The sequence below is a fragment of the Pradoshia sp. Z6_59 genome, from assembly GCF_058267515.1.
This window is the reverse complement of sequence record NZ_JBZCPP010000004.1, coordinates 132,013-152,932: the sequence shown is the minus strand read 5'-3', so window position 1 is coordinate 152,932 and position 20,920 is coordinate 132,013. Positions and strand designations below refer to the sequence as shown.

20 protein-coding genes are annotated in these 20,920 nt (G+C 38.8%); 5 read left to right on the top strand and 15 right to left on the bottom strand.

All coding sequences use genetic code 11. The annotated features are described in order from the left end of the window. Nucleotides 1–176: 176 nt before the first annotated feature. Both vrrA and AC4D4B_RS06160 read left to right on the top strand, forming a co-directional pair. Complete coding sequence (gene vrrA, locus AC4D4B_RS06165; protein WP_139892582.1) at nucleotides 177–785, top strand: VrrA/YqfQ family protein; 609 nt, start codon at nucleotides 177–179, stop codon at nucleotides 783–785. 149 nt (nucleotides 786–934) lie between these two features. After that, the gene (locus AC4D4B_RS06160; RefSeq protein WP_490999427.1) at nucleotides 935–1,876 is read left to right on the top strand and encodes a 4-hydroxy-3-methylbut-2-enyl diphosphate reductase; all 942 of its coding nucleotides are present in this window, start codon (nucleotides 935–937) and stop codon (nucleotides 1,874–1,876) included. Between the two features lie 413 nt (nucleotides 1,877–2,289). Here AC4D4B_RS06160 and AC4D4B_RS06155 read toward each other — a convergent pair whose 3' ends face one another. Both AC4D4B_RS06155 and AC4D4B_RS06150 read right to left on the bottom strand, forming a co-directional pair. Further along, entirely contained in the window at nucleotides 2,290–3,411 is a 1,122-nt protein-coding gene (locus tag AC4D4B_RS06155) for a Nif3-like dinuclear metal center hexameric protein (protein WP_490999426.1), read from the bottom strand. Beyond that, nucleotides 3,411–4,118, bottom strand: a complete 708-nt coding sequence (locus AC4D4B_RS06150; RefSeq protein ID WP_490999425.1) for a tRNA (adenine(22)-N(1))-methyltransferase — start codon at nucleotides 4,116–4,118, stop codon at nucleotides 3,411–3,413. The genes AC4D4B_RS06155 and AC4D4B_RS06150 overlap by 1 nt, the downstream gene beginning before the upstream one ends. A 201-nt stretch (nucleotides 4,119–4,319) precedes the next feature. Between AC4D4B_RS06150 and AC4D4B_RS06145 the strand changes: the two genes are divergently transcribed. The 3 genes from AC4D4B_RS06145 to AC4D4B_RS06135 are packed head-to-tail and all read left to right on the top strand — an operon-like array spanning nucleotide 4,320 to nucleotide 7,032. Further along, on the top strand, nucleotides 4,320–5,123 hold the full coding sequence (locus AC4D4B_RS06145) for a GDSL-type esterase/lipase family protein (RefSeq protein ID WP_490999424.1): 804 nt from the start codon (nucleotides 4,320–4,322) through the stop codon (nucleotides 5,121–5,123). A 3-nt stretch (nucleotides 5,124–5,126) separates the two neighbouring features. Further along, nucleotides 5,127–6,047 (top strand): ABC transporter ATP-binding protein, encoded by a 921-nt coding sequence (locus AC4D4B_RS06140; RefSeq protein WP_490996642.1) that lies wholly within the window; start codon nucleotides 5,127–5,129, stop codon nucleotides 6,045–6,047. After that, nucleotides 6,040–7,032 (top strand): ABC transporter permease, encoded by a 993-nt coding sequence (locus tag AC4D4B_RS06135; RefSeq protein ID WP_490996641.1) that lies wholly within the window; start codon nucleotides 6,040–6,042, stop codon nucleotides 7,030–7,032. The genes AC4D4B_RS06140 and AC4D4B_RS06135 overlap by 8 nt, the downstream gene beginning before the upstream one ends. A gap of 135 nt (nucleotides 7,033–7,167) precedes the next feature. Here the strand turns inward: AC4D4B_RS06135 and cccA are convergent, their stop codons facing one another. From cccA to AC4D4B_RS06070, 13 genes are all read right to left on the bottom strand, one after another. Further along, nucleotides 7,168–7,524: a cytochrome c550 gene (gene cccA / locus AC4D4B_RS06130; protein WP_490996640.1), complete on the bottom strand. Its 357-nt coding sequence runs from the start codon at nucleotides 7,522–7,524 to the stop codon at nucleotides 7,168–7,170. A gap of 384 nt (nucleotides 7,525–7,908) precedes the next feature. Further along, nucleotides 7,909–9,045, bottom strand: a complete 1,137-nt coding sequence (gene rpoD / locus AC4D4B_RS06125) for an RNA polymerase sigma factor RpoD (protein WP_066105200.1) — start codon at nucleotides 9,043–9,045, stop codon at nucleotides 7,909–7,911. Between the two features lie 37 nt (nucleotides 9,046–9,082). Continuing rightward, nucleotides 9,083–10,900, bottom strand: a complete 1,818-nt coding sequence (gene dnaG, locus AC4D4B_RS06120; RefSeq protein ID WP_490999423.1) for a DNA primase — start codon at nucleotides 10,898–10,900, stop codon at nucleotides 9,083–9,085. Between the two features lie 41 nt (nucleotides 10,901–10,941). Then, complete coding sequence (locus AC4D4B_RS06115; protein WP_490996638.1) at nucleotides 10,942–11,433, bottom strand: YaiI/YqxD family protein; 492 nt, start codon at nucleotides 11,431–11,433, stop codon at nucleotides 10,942–10,944. 246 nt (nucleotides 11,434–11,679) lie between these two features. After that, nucleotides 11,680–12,486 carry a pyruvate, water dikinase regulatory protein gene (locus AC4D4B_RS06110; protein WP_490996637.1) on the bottom strand — a complete coding sequence of 269 codons (807 nt, stop codon included), beginning with the start codon at nucleotides 12,484–12,486 and terminating at the stop codon, nucleotides 11,680–11,682. A gap of 43 nt (nucleotides 12,487–12,529) precedes the next feature. Then, the gene (gene ccpN / locus AC4D4B_RS06105) at nucleotides 12,530–13,168 is read right to left on the bottom strand and encodes a transcriptional regulator CcpN (RefSeq protein ID WP_490996636.1); all 639 of its coding nucleotides are present in this window, start codon (nucleotides 13,166–13,168) and stop codon (nucleotides 12,530–12,532) included. Between the two features lie 135 nt (nucleotides 13,169–13,303). After that, a complete protein-coding gene (locus AC4D4B_RS06100) occupies nucleotides 13,304–14,686 on the bottom strand; it encodes a glycine--tRNA ligase (protein WP_490996635.1) in 1,383 nt (460 codons plus the stop codon). 293 nt (nucleotides 14,687–14,979) lie between these two features. Next, nucleotides 14,980–15,732: a DNA repair protein RecO gene (recO, locus tag AC4D4B_RS06095; RefSeq protein WP_490999422.1), complete on the bottom strand. Its 753-nt coding sequence runs from the start codon at nucleotides 15,730–15,732 to the stop codon at nucleotides 14,980–14,982. 30 nt (nucleotides 15,733–15,762) lie between these two features. Further along, nucleotides 15,763–15,906, bottom strand: a complete 144-nt coding sequence (locus AC4D4B_RS06090; RefSeq protein ID WP_066105219.1) for a YqzL family protein — start codon at nucleotides 15,904–15,906, stop codon at nucleotides 15,763–15,765. A 624-nt stretch (nucleotides 15,907–16,530) separates the two neighbouring features. After that, complete coding sequence (gene era, locus AC4D4B_RS06085) at nucleotides 16,531–17,448, bottom strand: GTPase Era (protein ID WP_490999421.1); 918 nt, start codon at nucleotides 17,446–17,448, stop codon at nucleotides 16,531–16,533. Nucleotides 17,449–17,832: 384 nt separating this feature from the next. Then, nucleotides 17,833–18,216: a diacylglycerol kinase family protein gene (locus AC4D4B_RS06080; protein WP_490999420.1), complete on the bottom strand. Its 384-nt coding sequence runs from the start codon at nucleotides 18,214–18,216 to the stop codon at nucleotides 17,833–17,835. Continuing rightward, a complete protein-coding gene (gene ybeY / locus AC4D4B_RS06075; RefSeq protein WP_490996631.1) occupies nucleotides 18,200–18,670 on the bottom strand; it encodes an rRNA maturation RNase YbeY in 471 nt (156 codons plus the stop codon). The genes AC4D4B_RS06080 and ybeY overlap by 17 nt, the downstream gene beginning before the upstream one ends. A 14-nt stretch (nucleotides 18,671–18,684) precedes the next feature. Continuing rightward, a complete protein-coding gene (locus tag AC4D4B_RS06070) occupies nucleotides 18,685–20,829 on the bottom strand; it encodes an HD family phosphohydrolase (RefSeq protein ID WP_490999419.1) in 2,145 nt (714 codons plus the stop codon). Nucleotides 20,830–20,920: the final 91 nt, after the last annotated feature.

Genomic DNA, 20,920 nt, shown 5'->3' with positions numbered 1-20,920 from the left:
ATGCTTACAAGCTTTTTAGCAACTATCCTTCTCATATTACCTTATGTGAAGGACTAATAACAAGTTTTTGTAGATTAAAAGCCTATTCTTTCATATATTCGCACTTTACCGTCCCTAACTGACATATTCTATTATGGGAACTTAAGTAAAATATTGAATAGAAAGGAGGGTTAAATATGCCGCCTATGAGACCACCCATTTTCGGCCCGCCACGAGGACCAGGCTTTATCAGAGGTTCTGCCCCACCACAATTTAATACAAGAGGATTATTCGGTCCACCTATGCCAAGGAGAGGAATTCCTTTTGGAGCAGCAAGTGCTCCCAAGCAAGGAGGAGGATTTCTGGCTTCTTTGTTTGGCAGAGGAGGAGGTTCCGGCTTGGCACAGGGTGCCGGTACAGCTGCTAAAGCTGCCGGAGGAGGTTCCACTTTAACAAATTTTATGAACAGTACGCAAAAGGTGTTAGCAGCAGGGGAACGTGTGGTACCAATGGTTCGCCAGGTTCAGCAATATGGACCTTTAATTAAAAATTTACCATCCATGTGGAAAATTTATCGGGGATTAAATGCAACTACAGCAGAAGATCAAGAAGAAGCTATCGATCAGGTCGACTCAAACATTTTGGAGTCATCCAACCATATAGAATCTTCAGCTTCTCTTAAAAGCTCTAAAAAGGAAAAGAATGAATCTAGCGAAATAGACTATTCACACGAGCTTCCTGGAAGCACAATAATAAAATCGAAACCTCAAAATGTGAAACCATCCCTGCCAAAGCTTTTCATCTAACTATACAGCGCCCCTAAAAGGAGCGCTTTTCTACATATGCAATATTCTCCCGAAGGATTTCTTTTTGTAAGTTTTTAATCACTCGCTTATAATATAAGAAACACTCCATCTGTCAAACAGACATGGAGCAAGGAGGTTTTTTTGAATTAATGAAAGTAGTTAAAATTTCCCCAAGAGGATATTGTTACGGCGTTGTTGATGCGATGGTTATCGCCAGAAATGCCGCTTTAGATAAAACTTTGCCACGCCCTATTTATATTCTGGGCATGATTGTTCATAATCAGCATGTAACGGAAGCGTTTGAACAAGATGGGATTATCACCCTCGACGGTAAAGACCGTAAAGAAATAATCGAGAAGGTTGATTCCGGCACCGTCATCTTTACTGCCCACGGCATTTCACCTGAAGTAAGAGATATTGCCAAACAAAAAGGACTTGTAACGATTGACGCAACCTGTCCGGATGTTACAGCAACTCATAATTTAATCGAAGCAAAAGAAAAAGAAGGTTATGATATCATTTATATCGGAAAGAAAGGCCACCCTGAACCAGAAGGCGCTGTTGGTGTAGCCCCGGATATCGTTCATCTCGTTGAGTCCAAACAAGATATTGATGACCTGACAATTGAAAACGAGAAAATCATTGTGACCAATCAAACAACTATGAGTCAATGGGATGTTGCCGACTTAATAGAAGAAGTTAAGAAAAAATATCCTGCAGCAGAAATTCATAAAGAAATTTGTATGGCTACTCAAGTCCGTCAGGAAGCTGTCGCTGAGCAAGCAAAAGACCTTGATGTTCTGATTGTAGTTGGAGATCCTAAGAGTAATAACTCAAACAGATTAGCACAGGTATCGGAAGAAATCGCCCAAACAAAAGCCTATCGAATTGCTGATGTCAGCGAGTTGGAAATAGATTGGATTAAAGATGCTCAAGTAGTTGGTGTAACAGCAGGAGCATCCACGCCAACACCTATTACCAAAGAAGTCATAACATTTTTGGAGCAGTTCGATCCGGCTGATTCATCGACATGGAAAACGGAAAAGAAAGTACCTCTTTCCAAAATATTACCTAAAGTGAAAGTGAAATAACGAAAATAGCTAAAAAGAAAAAAGGACCTGGGTCCTTTTTTCTTTTTACTGTTGTATCTCCAGGGCTTAACCGCTCGAGTCATTAGTGTAGCTGCTGCTGAGGCCAACAGGACGTTGGTCACAAAGACGTTGCCACAGGACGTGGCGCTTTTAGTCTTTGTTCCTTAATTAGCCCCTACGTGCCTTTGTCTTATGCTCCTCGCGGGCCTACAGGATGTAGGTCATGAAGACGTTGCCACAGGACGTGGCGTTCTTAGTCTTCGTTCCTTAACCAGCCGTCTCAGCTTTTTAGCCAATCTAGCTTCAGGGCCTAACCGCTCGAGTCATAAGTGTAGCTGCTGCGGGAGAAAAAAGCGTTCTCCCTACGCACCTCCTCTTATGCTTGTCGCGGCTGAGCAAGGCCCTTCAGCCTTTTAGATTACCTGGAATGGATTTGTATCAATTTTAGATGCTATGAATTCTATTTCATAGCCGGCGTTTTTGCATAGGGATGTCATTTTTTTGGCGACGCCTTGTTTCATGATTTTTTCAACATTATGGCCGGGGTCAATGATATTCATGCCTTCTTGTTTAAAATCAACGGCTGTATGGTAATAAATATCTCCTGTAATAAATACATCAGCTCCGGCAAATTGAGCTGTTCGCACAAATTTATCACCGTCTCCGCCTAATACCGCTACCTTCTTCACCGTGGCATCAAGGTCACCGATGACTCGTACAGAAGTCACATCTAGTGCCTTTTTAACATGCTCTGCATATTCTCTTAAAGACATAGCCTCTGAAATAGCACCTACTCGACCTAAACCAAATTCCTTACCTGACTCGTTTTCAAGAACATACAAATCGTAAGCGACTTCTTCGTAAGGATGAGCTTTGAGCATTGCTTTTACAACTTTGTTTGTAATAGATTCCGGCACAATTACTTCTATCTTTACTTCTTCTACGTGTTCAAACTCCCCAGAAGACCCAATATACGGATCTGCCTCTTGATTTGGCTTAAATCTACCCGTGCCTGATAAGGTAAAACTGCAATGACTGTAATTGCCCAAATTGCCTGCACCAGCTTTCCCCAATGCTTCACGCACTTCAGTTTCAGCTGAGGTAGGTGCATATACGGCTAATTTGTAAAGTTTTTCCCGATGGGTAACCTTCAAAACAGAAGTATTCTCTAGTCCCAATGCATCCGCGAGCATATCATTGACACCGCCCTCCGCGATGTCAAGATTCGTATGCGCTGCATACAGAGCGATATCATTTTTAATTAATTTTTCAATCGTTCTCCCGGCAGGCTGATCAGGGATAATTTTTTTTAATGGCCGAAAAATTAACGGGTGATGTGCAATAATTAAATCCACACCTTGATTTACAGCTTCATCAACCACTTCTTCCGTTACATCCAATGCCACAATAACTTTCTTTACTTTTTTAGCAAGACTACCTACCTGCAATCCAATTGGATCTCCATCCTCAGCTAAATATTTGGGAGAAAAGCTTTCAAAAAGCTGGATGACTTCATAACCATTCGGTGTTTTCATTATTGAAGTGCCTCCTCTACCAACTCTATGGATTTTTGGATTTCTTCTTTCTTTTCCTGAGTCCGTTCGTTTTCACTGGACTCTATTTGTTTCAAAATCTTATTCCAATGCTTTAACTCCATTGTCCACTTTTTCATAAAGATAGGATTCTTTTCTTTCAATAAAAATGGCCCCATTAATTCTGCTGCTTCAAAAGGCAATTCTCGATAAGACTTCAATGCCTCTCCTTTTTCTGCTACTAAAATTTCATATATTTTTTCGTCCTCTTCCAGGATTTCTTCCGCTTTCAATTCCCAACCCTCGGCAATCAGCCATTTCCGGATAAACTGAGCACCGATATTGGGTTGAAGAATTAAGGTCTCCCGTCCTGACAGTTTCGTTTTTCCATTTTCTAGAATACTCGTTATTAAAGACCCACCCATTCCGCATATTGTAATGGCTGTTACTTCTCCATGAGATATGACTTCCAGCCCATTTCCTTTACGAACGGATATAGAGTCTTCTAGTTTAGATTCCCTCACTTGGTTTAACGCAGATTGATACGGACCTTCCACTACTTCTCCTGCAATGGCTTTTTGCACGATGCCTTCTTTAACTGCATAGCAAGGCAAATAAGCATGGTCAGATCCAATATCAGCCAAAAAACTGCCCTTTGGTACATAGGAGGTTACTCGCGTTAATCTTTTTGATAATTTATCTACATTCATTACTTCATACTCCACTCTTAATAGGAATTCATTTATTTCTTTAGTATAAGAAAACTCATCCCCTATTGCAAAGGACTTTCTTCAGAACATATTTTTCAGCCAAAATATTCCTCCTTATTTCAATATTTTGGTTTAATAGAGATAGGAACGTGAAAACTGAAACTATATCAACATCCAATCTATAGTAAAGCAGGTGGGTAAATGAGAAAAAGGTGGGTAACCGGTACAATCCTTATCATTAGTTTACTGACAACGTTTCTATTACTCGTTGGCTTTATTCAGGGTACCCGGGCAGTTATAAACCCTAAGGAGATTACTCAGTATAAAACTGTAAAAGAGAAAGAGCCGCTTACTAAAAAAGACACCAAAACATTGTCTATTGTTGCTCTTGGCGATTCTTTAACTCGAGGTGTTGGCGATGATAGCGGGGATGGCTATGTAAAAAGATTAAGCACCAAATTAACAGAGGACTATAATCAGAAGATTAGCTTGTCCAACCTCTCAGTCAGCGGAGCCAAAACAACCGATTTACTAACCCTTCTTGATACTTCAGGCACCAAGCATACTCTTAAGAATGCTGATTTAATAGTTATGACAATTGGAGGAAATGATCTCTTTCCCGGTGTCGAAACATTAACAACCAACCTCACTGAATATACACCAGATACAAATACTTTTGTTAATAACAGCAAGAAAATTATCGAGATAATCCGATCAAATAATGCGGATGCTCCTATCTATTGGCTCAGCCTGTACAATCCCTTTGAAGAATTCAAGGAATTAGGGGACACATCTAAGTTTGTTATTGACTGGAATCACCAGCTGCAAACATTAGCTACCCAATACCCCGAATTACATATCATTCCTGTATTTGACTTATTTCAGGGCCAAGGAAAAAACTTTTTGTACACGGATCATTTTCATCCAAATAAAAAAGGCTACGAGGCTATATCAGAACGCTTAATCCAATCCATCGCAAGCCAACAACAGTTGGGAGGGGATTGATTAATGAGTCAATCTGTATTAAAAGTAGAACATTTAACCAAAGTCATTAAGGGGAATCACCTTGTTGAAGATATCAGCTTTGAAGTGAAGCATGGAGAGGTTTTTGGTTTTCTAGGCCCTAACGGTGCAGGTAAAACTACTACCATCCGAATGCTGGTCGGCTTAATTAAACCAACAAAAGGAACCATTACAATTGCTGGTTACAACCTACGAACATCATTTAAGCAAGCCATGCGCCAGGTAGGCTCAATTGTAGAAAACCCTGAGCTCTATACGTATCTGACAGGTTGGGAGAATCTTAAACAGTTTGCCCGGATGCTTGGAGATGTTCCGGATGACAGAATCGAGGATATTATCAGGCAGGTAAATCTTGAAAGCAGAATACATGACAAAGTTAAAACCTATTCTCTCGGGATGAAGCAGCGCCTTGGTATTGCCCAAGCATTACTGGGAAATCCGCAATTATTAATATTAGATGAACCTACTAATGGCCTTGATCCTTCGGGAATAAGGGAATTACGTGAATTTGTCCGTTATTTAGTTGAAACAGAAGGTATCAGCGTATTTATATCCAGTCACTTATTAAGTGAAATCCAATTAATGTGTGACCGGGTGGCCATTATCAATAAAGGAAACATGATTACCGTCTCTACTGTTAAGGATCTACTTGATCATTCCAGAGACAGGGTCGAGTGGAAGGTCACTCCCCTCAAGGAAGCATATGATCTATTAAAAACAAAAGAAAACATACAAGATCTACAAATAAAAGATAACCTGCTGATTTGCAGTTTACAACCGGATTTAATCAGTACATACAATCGATTATTGATTGAAAATGGGATTGATGTACATTCTGTTTATGAAAAGACATTAACCTTAGAGGATCTATTTATGGAGCTGACAGGGGGAATCAACCATGATTGAGTTCGGTAAACTCGTATTTAACGAAGCAGAAAAAATAATCAAAAAACGACGTATTGCGGTTATCATCCTCATCCTGCTTGTTCTGATTCCAATTTTCCTTTATGCTCAAAATCAACAAACAAAAGAAACTGAGAAGCGGATGGGTACAGATGACTGGCGCGTTGTTCTTCAGCAGAGAATTGTCGAAGGTCAGAACCGTCTCAGCAGTACCGGGATATCAGAGGAATGGAAACATTATTTAAGCATTCAGGTTAAACAGCAGCAATACTATTTGGAACATGATATTAATCCGAGCTCACCGGGTGCACCAACATTTGTAAGGGAGTTCCTAAAGCAGGGGATCGGTATGTTTATACCTTTACTCGTAATGATTGTGGCGATTGATATAATTAGCGGAGAACGCAGTGACGGTACAATTAAATTATTGCTAACCCGACCGGTGAAAAGGTGGAAGATTCTTTTAAGCAAATATGTGACACTTCTGCTGTTTATTTCATTAATTGTTTTAATTGTTATAGCCATGGCTTATTTGCTGGCGGGAATATTCTTTGATTTTTCAGGCTGGAAATTACCGATTGCGACAGGGTTTGAATATGTTAATGGCAACTTGATTACTGATTCCATCCGGCTCATTCCACAGTGGCAATATATTTTAATGTCAGCAGGACTCGTATGGTATGTCAGCGTAATCGTAGGTACAATCGCTTTTATGGTCTCTATACTGATTCGTAACACTCCAGGTGGTATGGGGGTTATGTTTGCTTCCCTCATAGCAGGCGCTATTTTAAAGGGATTTGCAACGGCCTGGGATGGGGCGAAATATATTTACAGTGTGAATATGGAATTAATCGATTATCTTTCAGGTAGTATGCCCATGATTGATGGAATGACCTTACCTTTCTCTTTGTCCGTTTTAGCCATATGGGGACTTGGCGCCCTGCTTGTTTCCTTTATTGTATTTACCCGACAGGATATGCTTAGCTAATGTAATAGACCTCCGACACTACGGTAAGCTTATTCTCAAATAACGGCAAAAACAAAAACAGGTTAAGGAAAACGAAATCGTTTCCTTAACCTGTTTTTAAAATAGGGAACCTCTTGGAGAGTCCCGCGCGTATACTTATTTTAAGCCAGCTATAAACTCAACCATATCGTCCACTTTGTCTTCTGGGACAAGTCCAGGAGGCATCATGCCTTTACCATTTACGATACGATCTTTAATAAGCTCTTTATCCGTAACCCCAATTAGCTTCGGACCTGCTCCACCTTCATAATTACCGCCATGACAAGATAAGCATTGTGCTTTATAAATGTCTTCAGGTTTATCAGCACTTGCTGTTTCTTCTGTTTTTCCACCTTCTTCATTCTCCTTGGCCATTTTATCAGCATCCCCAAGGCCCTTAATGGATAAGAAAAAGACTAGTGTAAGACCAATCACCATAATTAGAATGTATGGCATAACTGCATTGTTTTTCATAGTAGTTCCCTCCCCTATGTAAATACTAATTAACCATCAACTTACATTTACCCCTCTTTATTTTACTGTAAAAACCAATTTTGGAAAAGTTATAACTTGCATTTTCTTCAAAGTTTTCCATAGTTTCTACAATTCAAATCAATATTCGGGATAACACTCGAAGTCAATGACAACGTATTTCCCTATATTACAAACCACTGAAAGCTCTTTAAATTCACTCCCCTAAGCCAGTTTATTGATCTCAAACAACTTTATTATGTACTGTGAATCGAACCACTCAAGGTCAAAATGAATCGTTCTACTTTATTCCAATAAATAATAAAACAGCTCTACTTGGAAAATCCAGTAGAGCTGTTTTATTTTCGAACCAATTTATGGTATATTCTATTCTAAGAAATCCTTAAGACGTTTACTGCGACTCGGATGGCGCAATTTACGAAGAGCTTTCGCTTCGATTTGTCGAATACGCTCACGTGTTACACCAAATACTTTACCTACCTCTTCCAACGTACGGGTTCTGCCATCATCTAACCCGAAACGTAAACGAAGAACATTCTCTTCACGGTCTGTTAAAGTATCCAATACATCTTCCAGCTGTTCTTTCAATAATTCATATGCTGCATGATCAGAAGGAGATGTAGCATCCTGGTCTTCAATGAAATCTCCTAGGTGAGAGTCATCTTCTTCACCAATTGGTGTTTCCAAAGATACAGGTTCTTGAGCAATTTTTAAAATCTCACGAACTTTTTCCGGTGTTAAATCCATTTCTTCAGCTATCTCTTCAGGAGAAGGTTCACGTCCTAAATCTTGAAGGAGCTGTCTTTGGACCCGGATTAGTTTATTAATGGTTTCTACCATATGCACCGGAATACGGATTGTTCTGGCCTGGTCAGCAATAGCACGAGTGATAGCTTGTCTGATCCACCATGTTGCATACGTACTGAATTTGAAACCTTTACGGTAGTCAAATTTCTCAACTGCTTTAATTAATCCCATATTACCTTCCTGAATCAAATCAAGGAACAACATCCCGCGTCCTACGTATCTTTTCGCAATGCTGACAACGAGACGAAGGTTAGCTTCTGCCAGACGTCTTTTCGCTTCTTCATCGCCTTCTTCTATACGCTCCGCCAAAACAATTTCTTCTTCAGCAGATAATAGATCAACACGACCAATTTCCTTTAGGTACATGCGTACAGGGTCATTAATTTTTACACCTGGAGGAACACTTAGATCATTTAAATCAAACTCTTCTTCTTTTTCAAGTTCCTGAGTTCCTGGATTATCATCAGCATCACTTTCATTCACTATATCAATACCCTGTTCTCCAAGATATTCATAAAATTCATCCATTTGTTCTGAATCAAGCACGAAGCTGGAAAGTCTTTCTGCTACATCCTCATAGGTAAGGCGGTTTCGTTTTTTCCCTAGCTCTGTAATAAATTCTTTTACCTGATCTAATGTCATTTCTGTGTTGTTATCTACTTCTTTTTCTTTGGAACGTGCTGACTTTTCAGCCATTTGTTCCCCTCCTTCTCAATCCACTTCTTATTTAAAGTCATAAAGAGTTTCTTAACGAGATGAGCTCGATTCCTAATTCGACAGCACGGCTTGTGTCCTGTCTTCTTGTGGCCTCGAGTAGCTCTGCCTCTTTTTCTTTAATGACTAATAATTTTTGATATTTAGTGATTTGGTGGACATAATCATTTAATTCCTGTTCACTCGGATCGTGATTATAGGTCATCATTTCAATTTCTGTTACTATCTTACGTAAATTTGGATCCGGAAGAAAATGCAGAAACAAACTTGTGTCAGCTTCGTGGTCTTCTTCATAAAAAGCAAATAAATACGTAATAATGGCCTGGTGATCATCCACTATCATCTGATTTTCTCCAAGCATTTTTTGAATACGAAATGCAAGTTCACGATCATGCAGCATTAAAGCCAGCAAGGTCTCCTCTGCTTTTATATAAGCAGGTTTGATCCGATTATCCCTACGCACAGTAGCAAATGCTTGCCTTTGATTATTCGGATTAGGAGAGTTTTTTGCCTTCTTATTATGTTTACCCACTTTGCTCTGTTGATTAAGCAAAGAATCAAGAGAAAGTGTGAATTCTGTAGCAATTTGCCTCAAATAAAATTCTCTTTCCACTTCACTATCAAGCTTTGCTGTTTCACGAAGGACTTGATCGATGTAGTCCATCTTATCTCCTTCGTTTGCAAAGTTCTTCCCTCTTTTATGGTAAATCATTTTAAAAGAGATATACGTATGAGCGGCCCCTATTATATCATTTTGGAATTTTTCTTCTCCAAATTCCTTGATATAGTCATCGGGATCATACCCATTAGGCATGACTGCAATTTTCACCTGACAGCCGCTCTCCCGGATCAAATCAGCCGTTTTATTTGCTGCCTCTATCCCCGGGGCATCCGAATCATAACAGATGATAATGGTATCTGTACTTCGTTTAAGCAATTGAAGGTGCTGTTCCGTTAATGCTGTACCCATCGTTGCAACACCATTGTGTACCTCTGCACGATCTGCAGATATACAATCAGCAAATCCTTCAAACAAGATAGCTGCGCCTTTTTTTCTTATAAACGGGCGAGCCAGATGATAGTTATATACTATTTTGCTCTTGTTAAATAGAGGTGTCTCAGGACTATTTAAATACTTTGGTTCATCACCGGCTGCAAGCGCTCTTCCAGAAAAAGCAATTGTTTTACCTTGCCTGTCAAAGATCGGAAACATAATTCTATTTCGGAATCGATCGAAATAATTCTGTCCGTCTTCCCGTTTAACCAGCAAACCTGCTTTTTCCATACGTTCGATTGAAAAGTTTCGCTTCTTTAGGAAATTATGCACATAATCCCAGGAATCCAATGAGTACCCTATCTGAAATTTTTCTATGGATTCCATTGTAAATCCACGACTCAGCAGATATTCCAGGGCGTCCTGACCCTGTTTTGTATTTACAAGCAAATGATGGTAAAATTTCCTTAAAAGCTCATGTGCTTCCTTCATATCATCGAGCTCATGACGGGGCTTTGTCCCATCCGAAGATTCATTTTCATGAATTTCTAATGGTATATTGGCCCTCTCAGCCAAACTTTTTGCAGCTTCTGTGAAGGAATATCCTTCTATGTCCATTAAAAATGTAAATACATTCCCTCCGGCACCACATCCAAAACAATGGAAGATTTGTTTATCAGGGGCTACAGAAAATGATGGACTGTTTTCATTATGAAATGGACATAGACCAAAGTAATTTCGACCTTGTTTTTTTAGCTGAACATATTCACCAACGACATCAGCGATATCATTTTTATTGCGAATTTCGTTCACCGTTTCTTCTGGTATTAATTGGTTTTTCAAATTTTAACACCTGTTTCATAATAAGCATGAATAACTTAATTCTATATCGGTCCCTGAAATCCTTCAATTTTCGACAATATTTTTTGTAATGCTTCCGAAAATTTCATTTTATCAAGGTCCTTTATTTTCCTTGGCCCTTTTTCATACTTGCCGGATCTTCTTGCTTTCGCATTCAAATGCCTGGTTTCAAGAAATGAATCAATTTCATTATCTGTTATCTCTTTACCTCTTGATGTTAAGACGTAAGCATGTTTAGCAAGACATCCTGCTGCCAATCCTATATCTTCAGTAATTACAATATCATGCCGCTTTAAATGATTTAATATATATAAATCTGCCGCATCTCTTCCCGGTTCTACCCATCTCCAGGTAACATCAGGATAACGGTCGGTAGTGTTGGTATAGGCTGCCACAAAGTTAATCTCTACTTCATATGGTTTGCATACGCTCAAAACCTCTTCTTTAACCGGGCAGGCATCCGCATCTACAAAAACCGTTAAACGACTCTTCCTTTGTATTTCTACATCTCTCATCTTAATCCTTCTTTTTTCCAGGCTGATTATCCATTTGTCGAATTATTTTTTTTAGGACTTCTTGACTTTTTGTTTTTTAAAAGCTTATTCTAGTTTATTCCTTTATAAATAACTCTAAACCTGATGAAAGGTATTTTATCACGATTTTTTATTATAAAATAAATCTTGTCAAATTGCCACACTTTTAACTCGCTTAACATAATCCTTTATTTTACATGTAAAAAACATGCTTCCGCATGCTCTTTTTTATTGTTGTTTATTTACGATATTAACAATAATATTTGCGGTTTCTTCTACAGCCTTATTCGTTACATCAATAACGGGGCAATTAAGTTTGTTAACAATGGCTTCAAAGTAGGCTAATTCTTCTTTTATGCGATCCATATTTGCATAAACCGCGCTATCATTCAATCCGAGAGACTTTAGACGTTCTCTTCTGATATTGTTCAACTTTTCACTGCTAATCGCTAATCCAATACATTTATTAGGATTTATCTTGAATAATTCTTCAGGAGGTTCAACTTCTGGAACAAGCGGGACATTCGCCACCTTAAATCGTTTATGTGCCAAAAATTGAGATAAAGGAGTTTTTGAGGTACGTGATACACCCAATAGTACAATATCAGCCTTGACAATTCCTTTTGGATCTCTGCCATCATCATATTTCACTGCAAATTCAATTGCCTCAACACGCTTAAAATAATTTTCGTCCAACTTCCTAACCAATCCAGGTTCATTTAAAGCTTGTTCTCCAAACTGTTTTTCAAGCGTATCAATGAAAGGACCAATTATATCAAAAGACACGATCTTTTTTTCTGCAGCTTTTTCAGCCATATACTCGCGTATATCTGGCTTTACCAACGTATAAGCTATAATAGCATTATCCATTTCAGCTAAACTTAACACCTCATCGATGGTCGATATATCTTCCACGAAAGGTATTCGTTTAAGCGTAATATTATGATTACTAAATTGACTCACTGCCGCCTTTGTCACAAGGTCCGCTGTTTCACCCACTGAATCCGAAACCACATATATGATAGATTGATTCATTGTCTCCTCCAATAATGAATAATTTCTCTTTTATCTGAATTGATTAATGGTCGTCTCGCGCCAAACCAACAAACGCCTTTGTTATGTTTGTTTTAGTTAACCGGCCTATGACCTCAAAGCCCTTTGGACTTTTTTTGACAACCGGTAGGGCATCAATTTGCTTATCGATTAATTTCTCTGCCACATCAATCAGTAAATCTTCTTTCGTGCACACCGTAATATTAGGCATTCTTGTCATAATAATATGTACCGGAATACTGCTTAATTCCTGTTGACCGAGACTAGCTCTTAACAGGTCTTTCCTGGAAAGAACACCAACAAGAAGCGACTCTTTATCCACAACAAATAAGGTACCCACATCTTCTAAAAACATGGTGCATATTGCATCGTAAACAGATACACCTTCACTGACTACAATTGGTATAGACTGATAATCTCCGACCAATAGCTTTTTAAGATTATCTGTGAGCAATTGGGTTTCCGTCCTGCCTGTATAGAAATACCCTACACGCGGCCTTGCATCCAAATAACCGGCCATTGTCAAAATCGCTAAATCCGGGCGCAATGTAGCACGTGTTAAATTTAATTGTTCGGCAATATTTTCGCCAGTAATCGGCCCATTATCTTTAACAATTTGAAGGATTTGTTCTTGTCTTTTGCTTAGTTCGATCTTACTCACCACCCTAAAGTGCCCATATACTTAAATTATATAATTTAAGTATAAACTATTTATACATGAAGTGTAATAAATCCACTTAATTTAAAATAAGCCTGCCCAATAAGGGGAGATTGCATTCCTTATTGAGCAAGCTTTACATTAAAATTTAATTTTTGTTTGTAAAAAGGCTGGAAGTTCTTCGATGCTGATACGAGTTTGCTCCATTGTATCACGGTCACGTACAGTTACTTGGTTATCCTCAACTGAATCAAAATCATATGTGATACAGAAAGGTGTTCCAATTTCATCATGACGACGATATCGTTTACCGATAGAACCGGCTTCATCATAGTCTACCATAAAGTCCTCTGACAGTTTGGCAAATACTTCTCTTGCCCCCTCAGAAAGCTTTTTGGACAGCGGCAGTACTGCAGCTTTAAATGGTGCCAGAGCTGGATGAAGATGCATTACCGTACGGGAAGTACCATCTTCAAGCTGTTCTTCTTCATATGCATCAATTAAGTAAGCCAATGTTACGCGGTCTGCTCCCAGGGATGGCTCAATACAATAAGGAATATACTTTTCGTTTGTCTCAGGATCCAAATAGTTGAAATCTTCTCCTGAGTACTCCATATGTCTCTTTAAATCAAAGTCTGTACGGGATGCAATGCCCCAAAGCTCTCCCCAACCAAACGGGAATTTATATTCAAAATCAGTGGTTGCATTACTGTAATGAGATAGTTCTTCCTCCTCATGATCACGAAGGCGGAAGTTTTCCTTTTTCATACCTAATGATAACAACCAGTTTTCAGCATAATCTTTCCAATATTGGAACCATTCCAGTTCAGAACCTGGTTTGCAGAAAAATTCCAATTCCATTTGTTCAAATTCACGTGTACGGAATGTAAAGTTACCTGGTGTAATCTCGTTACGGAAGCTCTTACCAACCTGAGCAATACCAAAAGGCAATTTTTTTCTCATTGTACGCTGTACATTTTTAAAGTTAACAAAAATACCTTGTGCTGTTTCTGGACGAAGGAAGATTTCATTTGTACTCGTTTCAGTAACACCCTGGAATGTTTTGAACATTAGGTTAAATTGTCTAATTTCTGTAAAATCCTTTGCTCCACAATCTGGACATGCAATATCATTCTCTTGAATCAATTCTTGCATTTTATCAAAAGATAAGCCATCCACGATCATCTCTGTACCTTTAGCCTGCAATGCATCCTCAATCAATTTATCCGCACGATGACGAGCTTTACATTTCTTACAATCAATCATTGGATCATTAAAGTTTCCGATATGACCGGAAGCCTCCCACGTACGTGGATTCATTAGTATTGCAGAATCAAGGCCCACATTGTATGGTGATTCTTGAATAAACTTTTTCCACCATGCTTTTTTAATATTGTTTTTTACCTCTACGCCAAGAGGGCCATAATCCCATGTATTCGCAAGTCCTCCGTAAATTTCGGAGCCGGGAAAAATAAATCCTCTGTGTTTCGCGTGTGATACAATTTGATCCATTGATACTGTCATATTCGTTCTCTCCTTTGTACAAATTAAAAAACTCTCGTCTCTATGCTTTTTAAGAGCATAGGGACGAGAGTTAATCGCGGTTCCACCCTATTTGCCGGATTTCCGGCCACTTTGTATGCGTTACTCCAGACTGCCTTCTTTGGTTGATATGTTCCGGCTTACACCAGTCCCGGACTCGCTTAGCATATCGTAATCCAAATACTACTTTCCTTCACTGTAACTACATATTAATTTATCTCACATTCTATACAATAATGACCTGTATTGTCAATACAATCACCTAAAGGAAATGATTAAAAATTCCCTTTAAATTTATTCATTTGGTTTAGAAAACGTTTTGCTTTTAATTCTACACCTAAATACTCACCATAGTATGCATCCAGGACTTTTCTGATTTCCTGTTTGGTCTCATCTTTAATAGATATGGTACCAAGGCGATTTAAGTCCATGTAATACAAGATACGCAAAATCCTAACGACAGCCGGTAATATCTTAATTTTATAGGGATCAATATGCTCACATCGATGACATAATAGACCACCTTCTCTTACAGAAAAGGAAAACGTACCATCCTGTGCCCCACAATTCACGCATCGGCTTAACTCAGGTGCGAATCCAAAAACGTTTAACATCTTCAATTCGACTATATTCATAATGACTTCCGGATCATATTCCTCATCGATATAATGGAGCGATAGATAAAATAGGTCATATAAGGACGGGTGAGGTTTTCTCTCCTCTGTTCCTTTATCCAATAATTCTGCGATAAAGGCAGCATAGGCAGTTAAGAAGATATCCTCTCGAATGGAACGGAAGGATTCTTTGGTCTCCGCTTGCTGTAATTGACCCAGTCCACGGCTTCCCTGAAATAAATATGTACCATAATGAAACAACTGGGTGACAGCTGAGAAGCGGCTGTTTGGCTTTTTCGCTCCTCTAGCCATCACTCCAATTTTCCCAAATTCTCTGGTATATAACGTAATAATTTTATTTGTTTCACCATAGTCAGTACTGCGAATGACAATTCCTTCGCACTTTGTTAGCACGTCACTCACTCCAATATGACGGCAAGATTATTAAATTATAGGGATTTCCATTTCTTCGTGATCCTCTTTAATCACATCAGGTTGGCCTTCATTCTGTCTTTCAAGTTCCTTAAAAAGAAGATAAGTATCCACACTGCCGGTTTGTCTAAAAACATTCCAGGTAAAGCTAATCATACTTATTCCACCTTTCGTTCATAGAAACGCTAATTGTCTCCCCTTACCTAACATTAGCTTCACCAACCTGAAAAAAATCATGTGATTAAAAATTTACTAATTCCGTTTCCCTATATTGCCGAATAAAATTATTTTTTAATGTAAAAGCCTGCAGGAAGTAGGTCATGAAGACGTTGCCACAGGACGTGGCGTTTTTAGTCTTTGATCCTTGATTCGGTTCCTACGTCCTGCTTTTTACGCAATTGAGCTTCGACTCTTAACTCCTCGAGACATAAGTGTAGCCACTGCGGAGGCCAACACGATGTTGGTCACAAAGACGTTGCCACACGATGTGGCGTTCTTAGTCTTTGATCCTTGATTCAGCTCCTACGTCCTGCCCTTTATGCAATCGAGCTTCAGGGCCTAAGTGCTCGAGTCATAAGCAAATACCCTACGGGAGAAAAACCCTCCCTTCGAGTATTCGTCTTATGCTTGTCGCTCCTGAGCAAGGCCCTTCAGCATCTTAATTAATCGAGCTTCGACGGCTAGGAGCTCAGGACATAAGCATAGCCACTGCGGGGGAGAACCTTCCCCTTCGTGCCTCTGTCTTATGCTCCTCGCTCCTGACCAAGCCGTCTCAGCATCTTAATAATCATCTTCTCTAAATCCAATATCCCTTAAATGGGAGGCTTTGTTTCTCCAGTCTTTTTGGACTTTTACCCATAGTTCTAGGAATACTTTGGAGCCTAGTAGGTTTTCGATGTCGGTGCGGGCGCGTTGTCCTATTTCTTTTAGCATCGCGCCTTTTTTCCCGATAATGATTCCTTTTTGGGAGTCACGTTCTACAATGACTGTTGCCATAATGTGGACGGTCTCTGATTTTTCTTTTCGCTCAATTTTATCAATCACTACTGCAAGGGAATGTGGGACTTCTTCTCTTGTTAAATGTAATGCTTTTTCACGAATCATCTCTGAAATAATGAAACGTTCTGGGTGATCTGTTATTTGATCGGCTGGATAATATTGCGGTCCCTCTGGTAAATAAGCATTAATTTGCTTTAATAAAGTTTCAATATTATTTCCTTCAAGAGCAGAAATAGGAACAATTTCAGCAAAGTCATATTTCTCTTTATACGTATCTATGATGCTGAATAATTCATCGGGATGAATCTGGTCGATTTTATTAATGACAAGGAAAACAGGTGTCTTACATGTTTTTAACTTTTCAATAATAAATTCCTCTCCGCGTCCAAAGCCCTCCTCGGCGTTTACCATAAAGAGAATGGCATCTACTTCCTGCAATGCAGTTGAAGCCACTTTCATCATAAAATCACCAAGCTTGTGCTTTGGTTTATGGATTCCCGGTGTATCAATAAAAATGATTTGACTTTCATTTGTTGTTAATACGCCTTGAACTTTATTACGTGTGGTTTGCGGTTTATCGCTCATAATGGCAATTTTTTGCCCAATAACTCGGTTGATAAAAGTCGATTTACCTACATTTGGTCTTCCAATAATAGATACAAATCCTGATTTAAATGATTTATTAGTTTGATTAGTCATGCATTTCCTCCGGTGTAAGGCTCCGGATAACAGCTCTTGATCTTTCGAATCCTCTTTTATCATCTTGTAAGTTAGTTGAAATTACCGATATACGCTATCTCACAATCCGAAATAGCCTACCTTCAGTCCCACAAGAAGTAACAGGATGCTCTCTTTCAGCTGTTACCGCCAATTTTTTATATTTGGTTAATCCATGAGAAAAAGATTGAAAAAATGCGTTTATTTATACAATCATATATAGAATAAGCTGCATTTCATGTAACAGCAATGAATCAGTCACCTTTTTCGACAGCTGCTTCAATTAGGGTTAGTACATATACCTTAACACGCTTTTTACTCAATAATTAAACCTTGATTATCCATATCTTACTTTCTCTTCTTCAATTAAACAAGCATGCTCCAGATCCTAGGCAGAAAAATAATAAAACCGATAATAGCCGAAAGAATAGCATATACCAATACAGCTCCAGCAGCTAAATCTTTTGCTGCCTTAGCAAGCGGATGATATTCTCCTGTTACCAGATCCACCACTTTTTCTATCGCTGAATTAATAAGCTCTAACGTCAGCATACCACCAATCGCTATAAGGACAAATAACCATTCTATTTTTGTAATAGAGAAGGAAAAAGCCGCTATACAAACGACTATAGCGGCAGTCAAATGGAACCTGAAATTTGCTTCTTTTTTTGCTCCATAGAGAATTCCCTGCCAGGCATAATAAAATCCTTTTAAAAAACGGTACAATGCTTTCTTATCTTGTGAGCCCATACTGTTCCAACAACTCTTTTTGTCTTGAAAACATTACTTTTTCATCTTCTTCATTCATATGGTCATAGCCAAGCAAGTGAAGGAATCCGTGGATTGCCAAAAAACCAAGTTCACGTTCATATGAATGTCCATATTCTTCAGCCTGTTCCTTCGTACGGTCAATCGAGATAATAATATCCCCTAAGACTGCCGGAACGTCCTCACCGATAATCTCAATTTCTCCCTCTCCCATTTCTTCCATAGCAAATGAGATAACATCGGTTGGCGCATCTTTTTGACGGTACTCTTTATTAATTTCATGAATACGTTCGTTATTTACAAAAGTTACAGAAACTTCGCTGCCCTCTGTCACCTTTTCCTGCATAGCTGCAAATTCAAGCAATTTTGCGACGAGCTCCTGTTGTTGTGGAGTTACTTGCTCCGTTTCATCTAAGATATCAATGGTTAGAATCATTTCTTTCACCTACTCTATTCTTTTTCTAATTCTGGATATTCAATGCGGTTATGAAATATGCCCGCTAACGTTTCACATAAAGATTGACTTACTTTATTCAATTCCTTAAACGTTAAATCGCATTCATTCAACTGTCCATCATTTAGTCTATCAGCAATTATGGACTTTACAAGCTTTTCGATTGTAGCCTGCGTAGGAGACTTCAAGGATCGTACAGCTGCTTCTACACTATCCGCTATCCCAATAATAGCTGCTTCCTTCGTTTGCGCTTTCGGCCCTGGATATCTGAAGTTTTCATCCTTAACCTCGCCCCCTGCTTCACATGCTTTGTGGTAAAAGAACTTTAGCAGGGTTGTCCCGTGATGCTGCTCAACAATATCGACAATCTCTTTCGGCATCTTATATTTTTTCACCATTTCAGCCCCATCAGTCACATGGGAAACTATAATTTTTGTACTTTTCTCCGGTGACAGATGATCATGAGGATTTTCAATATTGACCTGATTCTCAATAAAATAATAAGGTCTCTTCGTTTTCCCTATATCATGATAGTAACATCCAACCCTTGCAAGCAACCCATTGGCTCCAATCGCTTCACAAGCGGCCTCAGCAAGGTTTGCAACCATCACACTATGATGATAGGTACCGGGAGCCTCCGTTAATATTTTTCGTAAAAGCGGATGATTCGGATTTGATAATTCAATCATCCTCATAGAAGAGAATATACCAAATCCTGTTTCAATAAAAGGAAGGATTCCAATCGTAAAGACAGCAGAGATGACCCCTGACGCAATCGCTGCAACAAGAATCATAATGTGATTAATACCGCTCCCGCCAATCCAGATCAGACCTAATACCACGATCAAATTAATGATTGCATTGATCATACCTGCTCTTAATATACTAGTGCGCGCTATCCCCTGTTTCAATAGAAGGATTCCCGAGATGCCGCTTACAAGAATATAAATCCCCATCGTCACATGTACAGTTCCCGCTAATTCCTCTTTAAACATTATACTGCCGATAACGGAAAGGACTATTGTTATTCCCACAGCATAGCGCTCTCTCATTAGGATTGTTACAAGCATGGCCGCCATCGCTGCGGGGAAGAAATAAGCGATTGATTCCTGGCTTAACATTACAAATATATGAATTATCTTCATAAATAGCAGTGCCAGGAGATAGACGATACTGAAAATGAATAGATTATCCCGATAATCTTCATGTTCTTCGTTTCTGATTGTATTACCAAACATCATATAGACACCAGCAAAAATTAATACAATAACCGCAGCCAATCCAACATATGGAAGAAGGGAGTCCTCACTATTCAGAAGACCAACCAGCTTTAATTGGCGATAAACTTCTGCGTCAATTAAATATCCTTCCTCGGCAATGATCTGTCCCTGAAGAATCCTGACAGGCTCAACGGATTCACTTGCATTTTCCCTTGCTCTCTCTGTTGATTCAGGATCAAAAAACACGTTCTGAATAATTGCATACCTTCCTAAATCAACTGATGCTGATTTTAATCTCACAGGAAGACTAGAGTATTTTATTCCCTCTTCGACCTTCTTCTTGGCATTTTCGACCTCATTTGCCCTTATGCCATCTTTCATGGTCTCATTAATGCTGGTCATCGTAATATCCTTGGCAATGGATAAGTCAGATAAGGTCGAGCCCAACAGATTAATCAGTGTTTCATCGGTTAAATCTTTATTAACATTATCAGATAATTTTCCTCTTAAATCAGATACATAATCTGAAGGCTTCAAAAGTGTTTGTGCCGAATTTTTCTTATCTTTCTCCACCTCTTGATTTTTCAAACCGGCACTAACCACACTTTCTGCCGATGTATAGATTTCATTTATTAAATTGACTCTCTTTTTCACATATTCTTTATTAACTGTATAAACATCCTCAACACTATTAACTGCTTTTTGCTGCTTTTCTTTTGTTTCGACTGGATCTTCTATTGTCTTCGGAGACCGAATCGTCGTTTCAGCAACATTGTAAAGCTCAACATTAAGTTTTTCCGGTTTAACGCTATCAAACAAAAAAATAAAGGAAATGAGCGCCATTAATAAAAGAATACCTATCTGCGAAACTGGTTTGGATACCCAATTTTTAAAAGAGCTGCCTATGGTTTTAAATTTCATACGTTTCCCTTTCCGGCGGAGGATTTTATTTATATATAATTTTCTAACACTTTCTGTAATAATAACAGGTTTTATTGTTCCTTTCACTTAC

Bases quoted from the DNA above. Each gene is read 5' to 3' on its own strand.
- vrrA (WP_139892582.1), top strand. From the start codon at position 177: ATGCCGCCTATGAGACCACCCATTTTCGGCCCGCCACGAGGACCAGGC.
- AC4D4B_RS06160 (WP_490999427.1), top strand. From the start codon at position 935: ATGAAAGTAGTTAAAATTTCCCCAAGAGGATATTGTTACGGCGTTGTT.
- AC4D4B_RS06155 (WP_490999426.1), bottom strand. From the start codon at position 3,411: ATGAAAACACCGAATGGTTATGAAGTCATCCAGCTTTTTGAAAGCTTT.
- AC4D4B_RS06150 (WP_490999425.1), bottom strand. From the start codon at position 4,118: ATGAATGTAGATAAATTATCAAAAAGATTAACGCGAGTAACCTCCTAT.
- AC4D4B_RS06145 (WP_490999424.1), top strand. From the start codon at position 4,320: ATGAGAAAAAGGTGGGTAACCGGTACAATCCTTATCATTAGTTTACTG.
- AC4D4B_RS06140 (WP_490996642.1), top strand. From the start codon at position 5,127: ATGAGTCAATCTGTATTAAAAGTAGAACATTTAACCAAAGTCATTAAG.
- AC4D4B_RS06135 (WP_490996641.1), top strand. From the start codon at position 6,040: ATGATTGAGTTCGGTAAACTCGTATTTAACGAAGCAGAAAAAATAATC.
- cccA (WP_490996640.1), bottom strand. From the start codon at position 7,524: ATGAAAAACAATGCAGTTATGCCATACATTCTAATTATGGTGATTGGT.
- rpoD (WP_066105200.1), bottom strand. From the start codon at position 9,045: ATGGCTGAAAAGTCAGCACGTTCCAAAGAAAAAGAAGTAGATAACAAC.
- AC4D4B_RS06115 (WP_490996638.1), bottom strand. From the start codon at position 11,433: ATGAGAGATGTAGAAATACAAAGGAAGAGTCGTTTAACGGTTTTTGTA.
- AC4D4B_RS06110 (WP_490996637.1), bottom strand. From the start codon at position 12,486: ATGAATCAATCTATCATATATGTGGTTTCGGATTCAGTGGGTGAAACA.
- AC4D4B_RS06100 (WP_490996635.1), bottom strand. From the start codon at position 14,686: ATGACAGTATCAATGGATCAAATTGTATCACACGCGAAACACAGAGGA.
- AC4D4B_RS06090 (WP_066105219.1), bottom strand. From the start codon at position 15,906: ATGATTAGCTTTACCTGGAATGTTTTTAGACAAACCGGCAGTGTGGAT.
- era (WP_490999421.1), bottom strand. From the start codon at position 17,448: ATGACTAATCAAACTAATAAATCATTTAAATCAGGATTTGTATCTATT.
- AC4D4B_RS06080 (WP_490999420.1), bottom strand. From the start codon at position 18,216: ATGGGCTCACAAGATAAGAAAGCATTGTACCGTTTTTTAAAAGGATTT.
- ybeY (WP_490996631.1), bottom strand. From the start codon at position 18,670: ATGATTCTAACCATTGATATCTTAGATGAAACGGAGCAAGTAACTCCA.
- AC4D4B_RS06070 (WP_490999419.1), bottom strand. From the start codon at position 20,829: ATGAAATTTAAAACCATAGGCAGCTCTTTTAAAAATTGGGTATCCAAA.